The sequence below is a fragment of the Prevotella brunnea genome (genome assembly GCF_008016795.1).
GTDB lineage: Bacteria > Bacteroidota > Bacteroidia > Bacteroidales > Bacteroidaceae > Prevotella > Prevotella brunnea.
Genome location: NZ_SDIK01000011.1, coordinates 1 through 15,392, shown reverse-complemented (window position 1 = coordinate 15,392; position 15,392 = coordinate 1). Strand labels below are relative to the sequence as shown.

Annotated in this window: 11 protein-coding genes and 2 pseudogenes; 5 read left to right on the top strand and 8 right to left on the bottom strand. The window is 39.2% G+C overall.

Annotated elements, in window-relative coordinates; genetic code table 11:
• Positions 1–608: 608 nt before the first annotated feature.
• From ETF27_RS01570 to ETF27_RS11140, 3 genes and pseudogenes are all read left to right on the top strand, one after another.
• Positions 609–797 (top strand): hypothetical protein, encoded by a 189-nt coding sequence (locus ETF27_RS01570; RefSeq protein WP_147785378.1) that lies wholly within the window; start codon positions 609–611, stop codon positions 795–797.
• A 27-nt stretch (positions 798–824) separates the two neighbouring features.
• Positions 825–2,876, top strand: coding sequence for a hypothetical protein (locus ETF27_RS01565; RefSeq protein ID WP_147785377.1), 2,052 nt, complete (start codon positions 825–827; stop codon positions 2,874–2,876).
• Positions 2,877–3,210: 334 nt separating this feature from the next.
• Positions 3,211–3,357 (top strand): annotated as a pseudogene (locus tag ETF27_RS11140) (plasmid mobilization protein); the annotation flags it as partial.
• Between the two features lie 16 nt (positions 3,358–3,373).
• Here ETF27_RS11140 and ETF27_RS01560 read toward each other — a convergent pair.
• The 7 genes from ETF27_RS01560 to ETF27_RS01530 all read right to left on the bottom strand — a co-directional run bounded on the left by ETF27_RS01560 (position 3,374) and on the right by ETF27_RS01530 (position 12,048).
• Positions 3,374–3,859, bottom strand: coding sequence for a hypothetical protein (locus tag ETF27_RS01560; RefSeq protein ID WP_147785376.1), 486 nt, complete (start codon positions 3,857–3,859; stop codon positions 3,374–3,376).
• 1 nt (position 3,860) lies between these two features.
• Positions 3,861–6,083: a peptidase domain-containing ABC transporter gene (locus ETF27_RS01555; RefSeq protein ID WP_036891723.1), complete on the bottom strand. Its 2,223-nt coding sequence runs from the start codon at positions 6,081–6,083 to the stop codon at positions 3,861–3,863.
• Positions 6,080–8,488 carry an outer membrane beta-barrel protein gene (locus tag ETF27_RS01550; RefSeq protein ID WP_025877781.1) on the bottom strand — a complete coding sequence of 803 codons (2,409 nt, stop codon included), beginning with the start codon at positions 8,486–8,488 and terminating at the stop codon, positions 6,080–6,082. The genes ETF27_RS01555 and ETF27_RS01550 overlap by 4 nt, the downstream gene beginning before the upstream one ends.
• Before the next feature lie 4 nt (positions 8,489–8,492).
• Positions 8,493–9,485 carry a radical SAM/SPASM domain-containing protein gene (locus tag ETF27_RS01545; protein ID WP_231728336.1) on the bottom strand — a complete coding sequence of 331 codons (993 nt, stop codon included), beginning with the start codon at positions 9,483–9,485 and terminating at the stop codon, positions 8,493–8,495.
• 341 nt (positions 9,486–9,826) lie between these two features.
• On the bottom strand, positions 9,827–10,039 hold the full coding sequence (locus ETF27_RS01540) for a hypothetical protein (RefSeq protein WP_130829803.1): 213 nt from the start codon (positions 10,037–10,039) through the stop codon (positions 9,827–9,829).
• A 235-nt stretch (positions 10,040–10,274) separates the two neighbouring features.
• Positions 10,275–11,414, bottom strand: a complete 1,140-nt coding sequence (locus ETF27_RS01535; RefSeq protein WP_147785375.1) for a StlD/DarB family beta-ketosynthase — start codon at positions 11,412–11,414, stop codon at positions 10,275–10,277.
• 7 nt (positions 11,415–11,421) lie between these two features.
• Positions 11,422–12,048, bottom strand: a complete 627-nt coding sequence (locus ETF27_RS01530; protein WP_147785374.1) for a TetR/AcrR family transcriptional regulator — start codon at positions 12,046–12,048, stop codon at positions 11,422–11,424.
• Between the two features lie 803 nt (positions 12,049–12,851).
• Here ETF27_RS01530 and ETF27_RS01525 point away from each other — a divergent pair.
• Together ETF27_RS01525 and ETF27_RS01520 are read left to right on the top strand one after the other, a co-directional pair.
• Positions 12,852–14,132 carry an AAA family ATPase gene (locus tag ETF27_RS01525; protein WP_130829800.1) on the top strand — a complete coding sequence of 427 codons (1,281 nt, stop codon included), beginning with the start codon at positions 12,852–12,854 and terminating at the stop codon, positions 14,130–14,132.
• 6 nt (positions 14,133–14,138) lie between these two features.
• Positions 14,139–14,735: an RloB domain-containing protein gene (locus tag ETF27_RS01520; RefSeq protein ID WP_147785373.1), complete on the top strand. Its 597-nt coding sequence runs from the start codon at positions 14,139–14,141 to the stop codon at positions 14,733–14,735.
• A gap of 84 nt (positions 14,736–14,819) precedes the next feature.
• Here ETF27_RS01520 and ETF27_RS01515 read toward each other — a convergent pair.
• Positions 14,820–15,128 (bottom strand): annotated as a pseudogene (locus ETF27_RS01515) (ATP-binding cassette domain-containing protein); the annotation flags it as partial.
• Positions 15,129–15,392: the final 264 nt, after the last annotated feature.

Here is a 15,392-nt window from a genome sequence, read left to right as displayed (position 1 = left end):
CACCATTACATTCTTTCATTGTGAACCGGTGGGAATCCATTCCACCGCAGGAGGCAAACTCTGTGTTGGTCCGCCCACGGAATATATGGATAAAAAAAGTAAAAAAAATTCTGTTTTTTCTTTGCTGTTTTAAAAATTGGTCGTACCTTTGCAACGAATAGTTATTTAAGGTAGCTTATTACCCACCGTTGATTGAGCGTGGATATGGCTTTGAAACAGTTTACTGTAATCTTTTGAGTAATAAAAAAATATGAACCGTGTGATTGTCAGAATGGGCAAAAATGGGAATGTATTGCAGAAAAAATATAATTTATTTTCTGCAAATTTTAACACGTTTTATTTGCTCGTCTCAAAATATTTATTAACACACACACACACACACACTATATATATAGGCTTTTTACCCAAAGTCTGTTTTTCACATTCTTGCTATGGATGCGCATCGTTGCGCACATCCTCATGAACACACGGGAGAAATGTTCTCTCATGTGCAATGCGGTGTGTTCGTATGTGTCCTTGCGTGCCAAACATTATGGACTGCAGATGCGATTTGGTGTATTGTTTATTTAATCATCTAACTAATAAATTTTAATTTAAAGAAAAAGATTATGAAAAAAAGACCTTACATTATGCCGGAAACCGACATTGTAGAAATGAAATCCGAAGCAATGCTTGCCGGTGTGTCAGGAGGAAAGAAAGACCCAAATGATGATGGCATGGATATCCTTGCCAAACCCATCGACATTGAGATTGGAGAGGAATTTGATGATGAAGACAGAAATTCCACAAATTTTTAAGTTTTTAACCAAATAAAAAAATCAGACATGAAAAGAAAGAATATATCGGTTCTGCTGTGCGGAGCCATTGCATTGCTCGGCATGTCGGCTTGTAGCGATGACATGAATGAGCCAAACGGAACGAAAGACAACGCCGGACAAGCTTTGGTTTACAAACTCAACGTGGCGGCTACCACTCGCAATGAAGGTACGAAAGCCTTAACGCTCGATGAGAAAAGTCACATCCATACGGCGTGGAAACCCGGAGACAAAATGTTTGTATATAACTGCAGTGATAATAACAAAAGCACCGAAAAGCAATACAGCACCGTCGTTACACAAGACGACGGAGGAACCACAGCTTCGTTCACGGGATCAATCAAGAGCAAAAACGCCATGCAGGAAAGCGACGTGTTGGGCTTCTTCTATCCCGGTGCAGCCATAGAACAACAAGACAATGTGGCAGCAGGAGAACTTACACAGGAACAAGTAAAAGTGAATGGCAGCACCCAAGTTATAGACTACTATAAGAACTCGGAAGCTGTCAAAGACCAAGTGTTGCTCAATCTTTCACAGCAAGATGGAACTTTGGAGACCATCGACAAAAAGTATGATTACTGCTGGGGTAAAACCAATCCCATGGACATAACGGGAGATGCAGCGAACGGCTACACCTGTCGCGCAAAAGTAGATCTACACCGCATGGTGGCTTTTTGGGGACTGCAGTTCAACGGTGGCAAGGAAGGAACTCCTCTTACAAGCATCGAGCAAATCAATATTAATGGACCGAAATCGACAGACGTACTCAACCTCAAAGATGGAAAATTAATCGGAAATGACCAAAACAAAGCCTTCTCCATCAACATCAGCAACAACGGTAATTACATTAAACTGACCAATGGCTTTATCTGGGTGGCACTACTTCCCGGAGAAACCCACAGAGTAACCATTACGCTCAAAACAACGGACGGAAAGGTGTACTCAAAAACCGTAAACAAAACATTCAAGGAAAATACAACCTATCGCTCCAGAATTACGAACATGAACGAGGTAACAGCCGAACCATATGTTGAAGTGTGCGGCACAAAATGGGCAACGGGTAACTTCATCCGCTATGTCGATCCCGACAATTCCTCCAATGTCTATTGGGGCGTGGCTCCTGCACAATGGTGGATTAGCCATTATGGTGAAAACCCCACAGAGGCAAACTATCTGCCCGCTGCCGGAGATAATAAAGAACCAATACGATCTAAAGAACTCGGATCACAACACTGGTATGCCGACAAAGCAATAGGCGATGACGGATCTGGAAGATGGGGCATCACGCAGAACGACCTCGACCTGTTCACATGGGGCGCCATCAAAGATGTCTTAGACTTTCCTCTAATTGGAAACTACCTCGGAAACGCGGGACTGGCTGCTACTTCATGGCCCAAGGAAGATAGAGGAAATTTGGCCAAGAAATGGTTTGAAAAAACCAATGCTTATGGAACTCTCACCACAGACCCGGCAAAAGCCAATTACGGCGACATCGTTTGGTATTACACGCATGATGCAAGCCACAACCACCATTACCGCTATCCCACATTGGATGAAATGAAGGCGCTGCAGTATGCAAAAACCATCGTGCCGGCTTACTGCTATACCGACAAGGGAAACAAGGTGTACGGCGCATATTTCTCTGATGCGGATGCCTTACCGAACCCATCCGGAACAAAAAATATAAATGCCTTCCCGACAGGTCGCAACAATCTGTGGAAATATGAAAATGTAACGGGACTTGTCCTCGCCAACAAGGGCTTGTTCCTCCCCATCACGGGATTTAGAAGCGCAAGAGCAACGAAGGTGGTGTATCGCTATGTGGACAATGTAAGCACATTCTATTCTGCCTATTTAACTTCACAAGAAACAGCAGTGTCAACGATAAATGCTTTCTTCTTCGGTTCCAACGAATGGAATCCGAAAGGCGCACCCCAGAAACAGCAAGGAAACCCCATCCGTCCGGTGTGGGATTCAGGCAATGCGACAGCTCCGATAGACGCAAGCAAATTCGCACCATTCAACAAGATCGTTACAACTTTTGGAGCACGAAAATATTAATGGCATGACAATCAATAAAGTTTAGGCACCAAGCAGCCTGATCTGTTCAGGGGCGCAGCATTTGTATCCGCTACAAGTGCTGCGCCTTGTTTTTGTTCCTCACGACATTCCGCATCGCCACGAAATAACATGACAAAAAACAAACATCAATATACATTTTATAACCAATTGATAATCAGGATAATATTAACCGTAATTTAAAAGCTGGGCTTTTGCACTCCGATTCATGACCTTTTGCATTGCAAAAGCTTACCTTTTGGAAAGCAAAAGCTAAGCTCCGCACGAACAGAAAGAAAATCATACCGAAGCACTGTCATATTTCTTTACGTTCCCCTACAATCAGGTGGTGCGCTTTCTCCACATCACCGAGAGGGAAACAACGACACAAACCCTGTTGCAGGAACTTATCCATCTGACAAAAGAACTCATCGCCCTACAAGAGAAGACGGTGAGTTTAACCATTGACTTTCGGGAGAGATAAAGAATGTGCGATGAGATTATATTCCCCCAAGCATTTTTTGCAGCAGATTACCCGATGTTCGAGTTATCTGGAAATCCACCGTTTGGTTTTCTACAGTTTTTATGTCGGCTGACTTGAAACGGCATAGTGCTTCCTGGCGCTCCAATGTGTCACGGACGGAAGAAAGGTCTTGTATCTGTCCTACAAACGTTCTATATGGAGATTGCAGACAAATTATTTGTCCATTCACTTTGTCTGGGCGTTTGTTCTCAAACTTCAATAAGATGGTTATATCCGTACTGTCCGCCGGTGTTGCGGTTGTTGCTCCGTGTACGGTAGCCGTTCCCGAATACACCTGCTTATAGGGCAGGAAATAGGCTACGGCTAACAGACAAAGCAAAACAGCTCCTATGGCAGTAATACCATAACGAACGAGAGATGAGGGTATCTGCCCCACGATGCTGCGTACTTTCTCGCTGCGAAGTTCAAAACTCCGTTCCTGTTTCTTTTCCTGGTCTTCCATATCAGTTACCCAATTCTAATTGATTCTTTACTAAGGCAAAATATTTACCACGTTTAGCAGTCAGTTCCTCATGTGTACCTACCTCTACAATTTTACCTTCATCCAAAACTACAATTTGGTCGGCATCGCGAACAGTGGAAAGGCGGTGTGCCACTACTACAACTGTTTTTCCCTTGTAGAACTCCGAGAGGTTTTCTGTAATGGCTCGTTCATTGTTGGCATCGAGTGCATTGGTCGCTTCATCCAGAAAGACAAACATTGGATTCTTATAAACTACCCTTGCTATCAAAATGCGTTGTCGTTGTCCCTGACTGATGCCCTGTCCGTCCTGTCCTATCATCGTGTTGTAAGCCAAAGGCAGGGCTTCGATGTAGTCTGCGATGTTTGCCACACGGGCAGCATGGCGGATGCGTTCGATGTCTGGCTCATCGTCTGGTATGGCAATATTCCTCGCAATGGTATCGGAGAACAGATAGCCCTCCTGCATGACCGCACCGCATTGGCTTCTCCACCAACCAAGATTGTATTCATTCAGATTGGCATTGCCCATTTCTATACTTCCATTCAGTGGCTCATAGAATCCCAAAAGGAGTTTTACGAGTGTGGTCTTTCCGCTTCCGCTTGCCCCAACGATTGCCGTTACCTTACCGTTGGGAATAGAAAGATTGATATTCGACAGAATATTTTTCGGACTGTAGATGTCGTATTTAAAGGAAAGGTCTTTTATCATGAGGGAATGTCCTCCTGTAGTTTCGTCCGTATAGGTGGTATGTGTCCGTTCGGCATTCTCCTCATTGGTCTCGGTATGTATTTCGTTCATGCGATCAAGGCTGATGCTCACGTCCTGCCATGAGTAGATAAATTGAATAAGTTGTTCCACAGGGCTGTTGAGCTGTCCGATAATATACTGTACTGCCAGCATCATACCGAGCGTCATGTTTCCATGTATCACGGCTGTGGCAGCAAGAACGGTAATCAAGATATTCTTTACCTCGTTGATAGTGATGCTTCCTGACTGTTGTACTTGCTGAAGATTGAGTGATTGCAGATTGACCTTGAAAAGGTCGGCTTGCACATCCTCCCATTCCCATCGTTTGCGCTGCTCACATCCCTGCAGCTTGATTTCCTGCATACCGCTTATGAGTTGGTAGCTGACGTTGCGGTTGCGTCCTGCCTGCTCGAAATACTTATAGTCAAGTTGTCTGCGCTTTTTGAGGAAGAGTATAATCCAGCCTGCGTAAAGCGATGTTCCCATGAGGAAGACAAAGAAGATGCCGAGATTATAGACTGCAAGGACGACACCGAAGACAAGGAAGGTGAAGAACGAGAATAGCAGGCTCAGACTGCTTGAGGTGAGGAACTGCTCCACACGTCGATGGTCTTCAATGCGTTGCAAGAGGTCGCCCATCAGTTTGGTGTCGAAGAACTTCATCGGTAGTTTCATCAGCTTGATGAAGAAATCCGATATGAGCGAGATATTAATACGTGTGGAGATGTGAAGGAGTATTTTGGAGCGGATAAAGTCGATGGCAGTACGGCTGAAAAGTAGCATCATCTCTGCCAAGAGCACCAACCATACAAAGCCTATATCCTTTCCTCCTATACCCGTATCTACTATAGCTTGTGTGAGGAATGGAAATACAAGTTGCAGGAGCGAGCCAAGCAACAGACCGAGAATGAGTTGCGTAAAGAAACGCTTGTATTTTTTGAGATACCCCCAAAGGAATTTCAAGCGGTTTTGAGTGGGAACGATTTTCGCATCCTTTTGAGCGCAGAATTGCTCCGTTGGTTCAAGGAGTAGGGCTATGCCTTTCTCCTCGCCGTTGGTCTTGGTGCTTACCCAATGCTCGCAGAACTCCTCTTTAGTATAGGTAACAAGTCCTTTACTCGGGTCGGCAACATATACGGTATATTTTCCTTTCTTGTGCTTTTTTATTTTATATACAACAACAAAGTGATTCTGATTCCAATGAACAATGCAGGGCAAAGGAACTTCAAATGCAAGTGTATCAAAACTTACTCGACCTCCAACAGTCTTGAAACCGATAGTTTCTGCTGCCTTACTGATACCAAGCAAAGAAACACCATCCTTGCCCAAAGAGCAAGAACGACGTAAGCCATCACGTTCTGGTCGCAATCCGTAATACCTCGCTATCATAGCGAGGCATGACGGACCACAATCCATAGCATCGCGCTGTTTGATATTGAAAAAGAGTTTCTTCATTCTACTCCTGTATTTTGGTCATCATTCTTTAGTGTTCTGTCGCGCTTGATCTCTTTATGCGATCCTTTTTGCAGAGTGTAGGTAATATCTATGCCGAAGGCTCTTGCTCGCATAAAATTTGTTTGTGAACCAGAATATGAAGGCAATATGCTTTGCTCTCTGATTTTAGTAAACTTGCTAAATGGAGAGTTCATTATTACTCTTACATTTAAAGCATTCTTCAAGAAAGACTTGCTGACACTGCATGAATATATATTAAAGCTGTGTGTCTTACCCCAAATAGGGTGCATATTCAGATAGTTACCATATTGCAGACTTAATGTCCATTGATGCTTCAATGAAAAGTCGCACATAAAAGTGAGATTATACGATTTTCCGTTATCATAACCTCCAGTATAGTCCTTCATTCTATATAATCCAAAATCACCCGTTAAGGTTAAAGATAAAGGTATGATAGGTTTGTAATTACCATAGAAATTCACCCTATAATCATTCAATGAACTTATATTCATATATTGATTCATATACTGATGCAATTTTTCTGAATAGCTTGGATACAATACAATTGGTCGGTTCTGATGCTTGAATGTGAAACCACAAGAAAAGAACATCGTATTAGAATAAACCATATACGAAGCATCAATAGTATTGATATAAGAACTTTCCAATTCAGGATTACCCATTTCCGCTTTATACTGAGAAGAGTATGTTTTAAAAGGATTAAGCATAAGAATGTCTGGGCGCATCATTCCACCTTTATAAGAAAGTGATAAAGAGGAATTTCCCTTTTGATAAGACACACCGATATATGGAGTTATATTTCCAAAAGTTTTTGAGAAATCTGCTTCTGTCATCTTAGGAAACAACATTTTCATATGAGTATATTCCCACCGAAGCGATGTGTCAAAGGTAAAGTCCTTGACACTGATAGCGTATGAGGCAAAAGCCGATGAGACATCTTGGTGATAACGGATTTGGTCCTGTGCAAAACTTTCATCGGTTTCCGACACCCATTCATTATTTTGATTAAGGGTAAGCAATTCCGTGTCTATTGCTCCCTTTCTAAATATCTGCTTTCCTCCTATCTGCAAATATTGTGTATCATTATCTATTAGAGTAACACTTGCCATAAGGCTGTGTTCATTTAAACCGCCATGCGTTTTGTTTCTGCTCTTTTGCTCAATGTTTGTATTGTCAACAGATGTTTGATTAAAATATCTAATATCAGGATTATAAGTATAGCGATAGCCTGCCATCCAACGCTCTTTACTTTTATCTTTTCGGAACATATTTCTATAAAGAACATTAGATTCAAATGTTCCGGCTGTATTATTGTGCTTAGAAAGAAAAGTTGTGTTAAGTGGCTTTGCCCAACTCTGAACTTTATACCGCTGATTCCAATCAGTGCTCATATCAGTTTGCTTTATCAGTGCATGACCGTCAACATATAGACTGTTCAGACTGTCTATATTAAATACAACCATTGCTCTCAATGTATGCGTTTTCCATTTACCGTCAGATATACCACTTGCTGTATTTTCTTGATAAGCATTTGCAGTAGAATAGATGCCTGATGACTCTACGGGTTGGTTTCTTTGTCCGTCATAACCGAAATTATATCCTAACAAGTAATCAATCTTTTTCTGCGTGCCAACCAAACTCATTCCTGCACCCGCTTTAGGAAGAGTATTAGAATTGCCATTCAATGTAAGTGACCAGTTATCAAAGTGATGTTTCGACGTGATAATGTTGATAATAGCATCTCCTGTATCACCGTCATATCGCCCATCTAAACGAGTAATAACCTCAATCTTTTCAATGGTAGATACGGGAAAAGACCTTAATACTGTTTGCGGATCATATTGTGCCATACGATAAGGCTTTCCGTTCAGATAAATTGAATAAGCCGAACTGCCTTTTACTGTTATATTTCCATTTGGAGTAACATTTACCAATGGTACATGATTAATTGCATCCAATAAATTTAATGCTCGGATATTAGTATCCTTAGAAATGTCATAAATAATACCTTTATCAGACATCTTTATCAACTTTTTTCGAGCAACCACAGTTGCCCCTTCTAATTCCATTGTCTTTACTGACAATAATATATCTAATGACTTACTTTCGGTGAGATTTATGTGTTTTTGCAGTTTGCTGTATCCCAATAAATTAAACCGAATATCGTATTCTCCATCCAATAATTTTACTTGACATATACCTACTGTATCCGAAAAGCATACAAGAGAGTCATGAATACTTTGTATCTCAATTTGTACGTAAGCAAGAGGCTCACCACTATGAGAATCCTTGACGTGGATGATTAGGTTATTTCTTTCTTTTGCTTGTATAACATTGCCAAAAAGATGAAATAACAGTACGAAAAATATCAATTTTATCTTCATTGCTTTATTGTTTTGGAATGGATTTTAACATGTTGATTGCTTTCTCTTTATAGTATGGACATAGTGTTTTTGGAAAATCAGTTGTTTTCCCTTCAATATTTAAAGTTGCCGCCCTACATCCCCCGCTACAAATGTATTTAACTTTGCAATCTTTACAGGTCGGTATATTATCTATAGAAAAGTTTTTTGCAATATCTTTATGTATTTGTGTGTGTATGATATCCTCTATACTATCTGCGAGTAAATTTCCCATCCTATACTCTTTATAATGGAGACTTTGGCATGGGTACACATTTCCTAATGGGTCTACACTTAAAACTCCAATTCCCGCCCCACAATAAAGACGTAGACTATCTAACGGCCGGGTATATGATGATAAGGTAGAGCAATATTCTTCCAATGTAGGCAAAAGTGATAGTTCGGATACTCCATTTGGTACAATGAGTACATTCCTAAAATTGACAGATTGACAGCTACAATACTCTTTAATATTATTGATTTCTGATAGATTACATTTTGAGAATACACTGGTTATGGTTATAGGCAATTCTTTATACTTCTTTTTCAGAAAATCAATATTCTTCCTAAATAAAGAAGGGTTGAAGTTAATACGTGTTTGCCCTACATCAGATAGATTATCACAACTAAAAATCGCACGATCTATATTACCAAAAACTTCATCTGCATATTCATAAGCAGAGAAATCTGTCATACAATTGGATATCAGCTCAATATGAATATCCTTTTTTTTGTTTCTTATTTGTGTAATGATATATGGTAACAAAGGTGTTAGAGATGGTTCACCTCCTGTTATTATGATGCTTTTTGCATATAAAAGAACCTTGTCAAGAATTATATCCCATTTTGTTTTAGGCATCTCAACAAATTCAGACCGTATACTTTTATTATAGCAATATGTGCAATTTAAATTACATTTATAAGTTAGATGTAGATAATAGGATAGAGGATACACTTTACCTATAGTGTCGCAAGTCATTACAGGAGTGTCGGATAGAACGTTATTGTCAATGACGGCTGAATAAACACTCTTAACATATTGATGGTATTTTGTATCCAACTGAGACAAAATAATCGATAGGTCTTTGTATTTGTAAAACAAATCAAATAGAACCAAATCTAACTCGCTTATTCTACAGGCATAATGTCTTATAGTATTATAAAAGATAAAATGTTCATTATCTTTTATAATTAAGAAATGAGGATTATCCAACAACATCATATTCACTATTTCTCTTAAATTTGGAAATTATCATATAGAAGTAACAAGGCATATGATGAGAAAGAATATTCCTTTTCATCATATGCCATAAATAATATTTATCGGCCAGCACCACTACCGTTTCCTGCTCCTCCTGCACAGCCGCATCCACAGCCACAAGCATGGGAGGTATTGTGGTGTACATTATTTGCTTGTACTGCCGCATATTCACCTTGGAATGTAAAAAGCCTTTCAGGAGTTGATGAAACATATCCGCCTAAGACTTTTTCCAGCATTTCATTTGCCAACTTGAAATCATCTATTTTTTTCATATTTGTAGTATTTTTAGTTTAATGCTATAACGTCAGCATTCATAACGCTCTTATTTCACACAGTTTACCGCCAATCATTACGGAAGAGAATTGCTGCGCTGTAATGAATTTTACAGCTTCCAAACGACTAAGTTTGTGTTTTAAATCTTTGATTGCGTTTTTTGATTTACTTACTAATACTTCTCATACAAAACCTTATTACATCCTTGCAAGAGAGCAATAAGTTGGTTTCTACTTAGTCAGCAGTAAGCAATACCGTTCCATAAGAGAACCTGCCACTCTCAGGGACAAGAAGAAGTATCTTTTGTCCACGTTTAATTTCTTTTGTCCTTATGAGTTCTTCCAGTGCCACATAAATGGCAGCTGAACCGATGTTGCCTACAGAAGTAAGGTTTGTAAACCACTTCTCTTTTGTCAGAGCAATGTTACGAGCAGCAATTTCGTCATTTAACTTCTCATAGAAAAACATCGAGGAAACATGAGGTATGACATAATCTATCTCTTCCGCTTTTACATGATGTTTGGCAAGTACGGTTTCGATATGGTCTACCCAAAACTTGATGATGTATTTCTTTAGCTGCCGAATGTCCTGTTTGCCGACAAGTACGGCACGCTCCTTAATCTCATTAGGAGAGAACTCTTTCCAGCTTTTGAGCCGCCCGTCCTCCTGCAACTCCGATGCCATAAACATACAGGTAGGTAGTTCGTTGGCATAGGAAGTCATATCGACCCATTCAATTTTTAGAGGACACGCTCCTTCGGGGTAATCTTGTACCAATACCGCTCCTGCACCATCAGAAAGCATGAACCGCATAAAATCCTTTTCAAAAGCCATATAAGGGTCTTTGTCAGGATTGTCGTGTGTAGCTTCATACTCCGGGTCATAAAATTTGGATACCAATGCAGGTGAAGTTAATTCTGATGCCACGCATACAGCTTTTTGATGCAGTCCTGCAAGAATATTGCTATAGCATATTTTCAATGCCTGCAATGAGGTAAGGCATACACCTGCAGAGGAAAATATTTCCATAGGATAGTTGGCTAATTCTCCATGAACCATAGACGCATGGGAAGGAAGCAATTGATCGGGTGTGCTTGTCCCACAAGCCAAAAGGGTCAAGTCGTCAGGAATACTTCCATTTTCAAACAGTCCACATACGGCTTCTTTTGCCAATTCTGCATTCGAGTGTGTTAGGCTTTGGTTTTTGTCCAACCCGTAATATCTCGTTTTGATGCCATTTTGTCTAAGGACAATGGAACGAACCCTTGACGGATTTCCACCAATTTTTCCGATATAATCTTCCATATCCTCATTGGCGATGGGAGAATTAGGAAGATATGCCGATACACTATTGATATATGCTACTTTTTCCATAGGAATATTATTTGGTTATTAAATAGTATATTGTGTATATTTGCTCTTTCAATTCGGAAATAGAAAGTTGGCTGCTCAATGCACTTCTGTATGACAATCCAAGATATATATTTCTAATGGAAGATATAATCTTTTCTGTTTCCACAGTTTGAGTAATCTCTCCTTTCTGTTTGGCAAGCTCTATCACCTCTTTCCACTCAAGGCTCTTTCTTTTCTCGTATTCTTGAAACTTCTCTTTCCAATCCAGATAGTTGTCTTTCAGATACAAGATAAATGACATGAAATTGGCAGGAGTGACTGTGCCTTTTGTCATTATAAAAAATGATTTCATACGGCGACCGATGTTTTCTACACGATTATCAATGAAGTCCTTTAATGGTGTCGAGCTTGTAAGTTCAAGAAAGTCTGTAGCATCATTTGTCAAGAATTCAAATACAAACCTATCAACGGCATGATTGAATATATCCTCCTTATTCTTGAAGTGATGAAACATATTGCCACGAGAAATGCCGGTAGCTTCCACTAAATCCGAAAATGATACTGCTGCATAACCTTTTTTCAGAAACAGCCTGAACGATTCATTAAGGATAATGTCCCTTTTGCTTATGCTTTCTTTATCTATCTGTTTTTCCATTATTTCATACTTGCTAAATTAAAAACAGAACGTTTGTTCTGTTTTTGTAAGTGCAATATTATGCAAATTATTTCAATCCGTCAAATTTTTCTGATGATTTTTCCCGAAAAAGTTTCATTTTTCTCTCTTTATCTTACTTTACAGTGTAAAATAATTGATTATGAGCCTTTTTGATAGCATAATAACAACACTAAAACTTGAATAAATAAGTGCCAATAGAATTAGATGTGAATATTTTAAGGTGTATCTACAATTTATTTCTCTAAAAATACACTGTTTTCATCAGAAAATATTATCTTTGCATTATCAATTTAAGTGCTCTTTGAGGCATTGCAGGATAAAGAAATGGAAAGAAACTCGCTCGTTTCCAAATCGTAACCCATTTACCCTTTATTTATTCTTATTTTATTGACTATCTGAAAGATACAATATTCTTGAATCTTTCACGGGCTTAACCAGTAATGTCCTAAATTTTCTTCATTCATCCACCCAAAGCTTAGCTTTCACTTTCCAAGATAATGGCTAAAATTTATCTAATTGAAAATAAAGAAGTTTCATTATTAGTGTAACAGGTTGGTAACGATTGGGAAACGAGCGAGCCACTTCAAGTCGCTGTTTTCTGCCTAACAAAGAACGCTTGTCATTCTGTCTGTAAGGATAAGGGTCATCCGACATTTGGAGTGATGAAGTATGAGTGAATCTATTTTATTTTGTTTTTATTAAGTTTACTTGTTTATTTCAGAAAAATATCTTATTTTTGTAGTAAAATTACGATTTTAGCAAAATAACATAAAATTTGCGCTATGATAAGAGATTTTTGGGTTGAAAATTATCTGTCTATCCGAGATAGGCAGGAGTTGAGTTTTGTCTCAAAAAACCAAGACGAATTTCTCAGTTTCGAGATTTCAGAAGGCGTTTTCCTTAACAAGTTAGGTATTCTTTACGGAGCAAATGCCTCGGGAAAGTCGAACATGCTATTTGCCATTCAAAATATCTTTGATTTGTTATACAATTCTCATACTGACATTGCGGACAAAGTCATGGCTGGTGCACCTTTTGAACTGACCAAGGAGAACCCAACCAAGATGCATGTATCCTTTTATGCAGAAACTATCCGGTACGATTATGATGTGGAATATTTCCCTGACTATATCGTTAAAGAAGAATTGTATTATTACCCTAACAAATCCAAAGCTTTATTTTATGAACGTACATTCAAGGATAAAGGCATACAGGCAGACATCAAGTTTGGTACAAGTTTGGAATTGAAGACGAAAACACAAGAAACACTTAAAGAGAATACACTTAACAATCATTCTGTTCTATCAACTTACAGAAAAGTTGCTTTTAAGGAAGACATACAGCCCATTGCCAAATTATTTTCATGGATAGAACACCATGTACATGAAATTAACGGAGACGGAAATATCAATTTCGTTGAGGAGATTAGAGAAATCTGTAAAAATGAAAAACTGAGTAGTTTCTATCGTCTGATGTTAAAGAAAGCAGATTTGAATATATCGGATTTTCAGGTGGTGAAAACTCCTAAGAAAATTTCTCCCAAATTACGTCAGATGATTATGGAAGATGACGAATTGACGGAAAAAGCTAAGAAAAGAATGCTTGAGACGGATAGAGAGGATATTTTGTTTATCAACCAATCGGCTGATGGCTCTTTTTACATACCTTGGCGACTTCAGTCGAAAGGTACGATGCAATATCTTCAAATCTTGCATTTCCTATACGATTTGATAACGAGCTGCCACTTGTATCTTCTTGATGAATTAGACGAGGATTTGCACTATGACCTGCTGGTTTATTTCCTGAATGTTTTTATTTATAATTCGAAAAACTCACAGTTGGTGTTCACCAGTCAGGAGATTTCCCTGCTTTCAGAAGAACTGCTTAACGAACACCGCGAACTGGTTTGGTTTGTGGAAAAGAATCATGATACGGCTTCCTCAGAATATTCACGAGGCGATTCGTTCGGATTGCACAAAAATCTATCCCTATATAACTCATATAAGATTGGCAGATTAGGTGCAAAGCCCGAATTAGGTTCATATTTTATTGACTTGGATTGAAAAGTTATGGGGAAGTTAGTAGAAGCAGTCATGATATTGGGTGAGGGACTAACCGAGAGTTTTTACATGAACTCATTAAGGGACGATTTTCCTGCACAGTTGAAAAACATTGAGCCAAGAACTCCCAAACATAGTAATCTTACAGAATTGGAAAGAAGAATAGAGGACGGCATAGCTAAAGGCTATTCCAAAATATTCTGTATGATAGATATGGACAATAAAAAAGGCGGAAAGGAAAAAGCCGACTATCTGAAACTGAAGAAGAAATACGAAAAGCCCATTGTAAAAGAAAACGATGGCATAAACTGTGAGGTGAAATTCTTTGAAACGGAAAGATGTACGGAACTGTTTTTCCTTTACTATTTCAAATATACGACAAAGGAATATCTTACTTCTGACGAAGTTTTCAGGGATTTGGCAAAAATTAGTGGATATAAGAAAGAACAGAAGTTTTTCAGGCAAGGACTGCACAAGATATTCAAGAAAAAAGGTGGTTCTTTGCAAAAGGCGATAACAAATGCCAACATTTCGTGCGAAGATAAAAATAGAGACCATACCTATTCGCAATTGGGCAAGATGCTTCAAGAATTATCTATTTCGTAAAAATAGAACCAATAATGAAGAGGGCTGCAAATCTAAATGGAATTTGCAGCCCTTTTTTTCTTTATCTCATGACTTTGTTTCCTGTTACAGTCTAACCATTCGTGAGAACTCACCGCCCTGTGCCATGAGTTCGTCAGGCGTACCCTGCTCGATGACGATTCCGCCACCGAGTACTACGATGTGGTCGGCTTTTTGCATGGTGCGCATACGGTGGGCAATGATGATGGCGGTCTTGTTGTGTACCAGTTCGGAAATGCTCGTCTGAATCTTCGTCTCGTTCTCGGCATCGAGACTGACGGTAGCTTCGTCCAAGAGAATGACAGGAGCATCTTTCAGAAACGCATGGGCTATGGAGATATGCTGCCGCTCGCCATCCGACAGGGTTTCGCCGTTTCATCGCAGTAAAATTGTTAATAAACCTGAAAATGCCACTTTTCTCAAAAATAATCACGAAAACATTTGGAGCGTATGATTTTTTGTTATACCTTTGCAAACGCTTTCGCAATAAAAAAGCGATGGCATCAAAATCGTTCTTTGAAAAGATTTACATAGACAGAGAAGTAGTACAAGAAGAAGCGTCCGCCGCCGATATTTTTTTTATTGGTCGGTGGATGGGTAAAGAAACGAACCGTTCAATTTTTTTTTATCTTCTGCCCT

Excerpts from the sequence above, each read along its gene's own strand:
- ETF27_RS01570 (WP_147785378.1), top strand. The coding sequence starts at position 609 with ATGAAAAAAAGACCTTACATTATGCCGGAAACCGACATTGTAGAAATG.
- ETF27_RS01565 (WP_147785377.1), top strand. The coding sequence starts at position 825 with ATGAAAAGAAAGAATATATCGGTTCTGCTGTGCGGAGCCATTGCATTG.
- ETF27_RS01560 (WP_147785376.1), bottom strand. The coding sequence starts at position 3,859 with ATGGAAGACCAGGAAAAGAAACAGGAACGGAGTTTTGAACTTCGCAGC.
- ETF27_RS01555 (WP_036891723.1), bottom strand. The coding sequence starts at position 6,083 with ATGAAGAAACTCTTTTTCAATATCAAACAGCGCGATGCTATGGATTGT.
- ETF27_RS01550 (WP_025877781.1), bottom strand. The coding sequence starts at position 8,488 with ATGAAGATAAAATTGATATTTTTCGTACTGTTATTTCATCTTTTTGGC.
- ETF27_RS01545 (WP_231728336.1), bottom strand. The coding sequence starts at position 9,485 with ATGACTTGCGACACTATAGGTAAAGTGTATCCTCTATCCTATTATCTA.
- ETF27_RS01540 (WP_130829803.1), bottom strand. The coding sequence starts at position 10,039 with ATGAAAAAAATAGATGATTTCAAGTTGGCAAATGAAATGCTGGAAAAA.
- ETF27_RS01535 (WP_147785375.1), bottom strand. The coding sequence starts at position 11,414 with ATGGAAAAAGTAGCATATATCAATAGTGTATCGGCATATCTTCCTAAT.
- ETF27_RS01530 (WP_147785374.1), bottom strand. The coding sequence starts at position 12,048 with ATGGAAAAACAGATAGATAAAGAAAGCATAAGCAAAAGGGACATTATC.
- ETF27_RS01525 (WP_130829800.1), top strand. The coding sequence starts at position 12,852 with ATGATAAGAGATTTTTGGGTTGAAAATTATCTGTCTATCCGAGATAGG.
- ETF27_RS01520 (WP_147785373.1), top strand. The coding sequence starts at position 14,139 with ATGGGGAAGTTAGTAGAAGCAGTCATGATATTGGGTGAGGGACTAACC.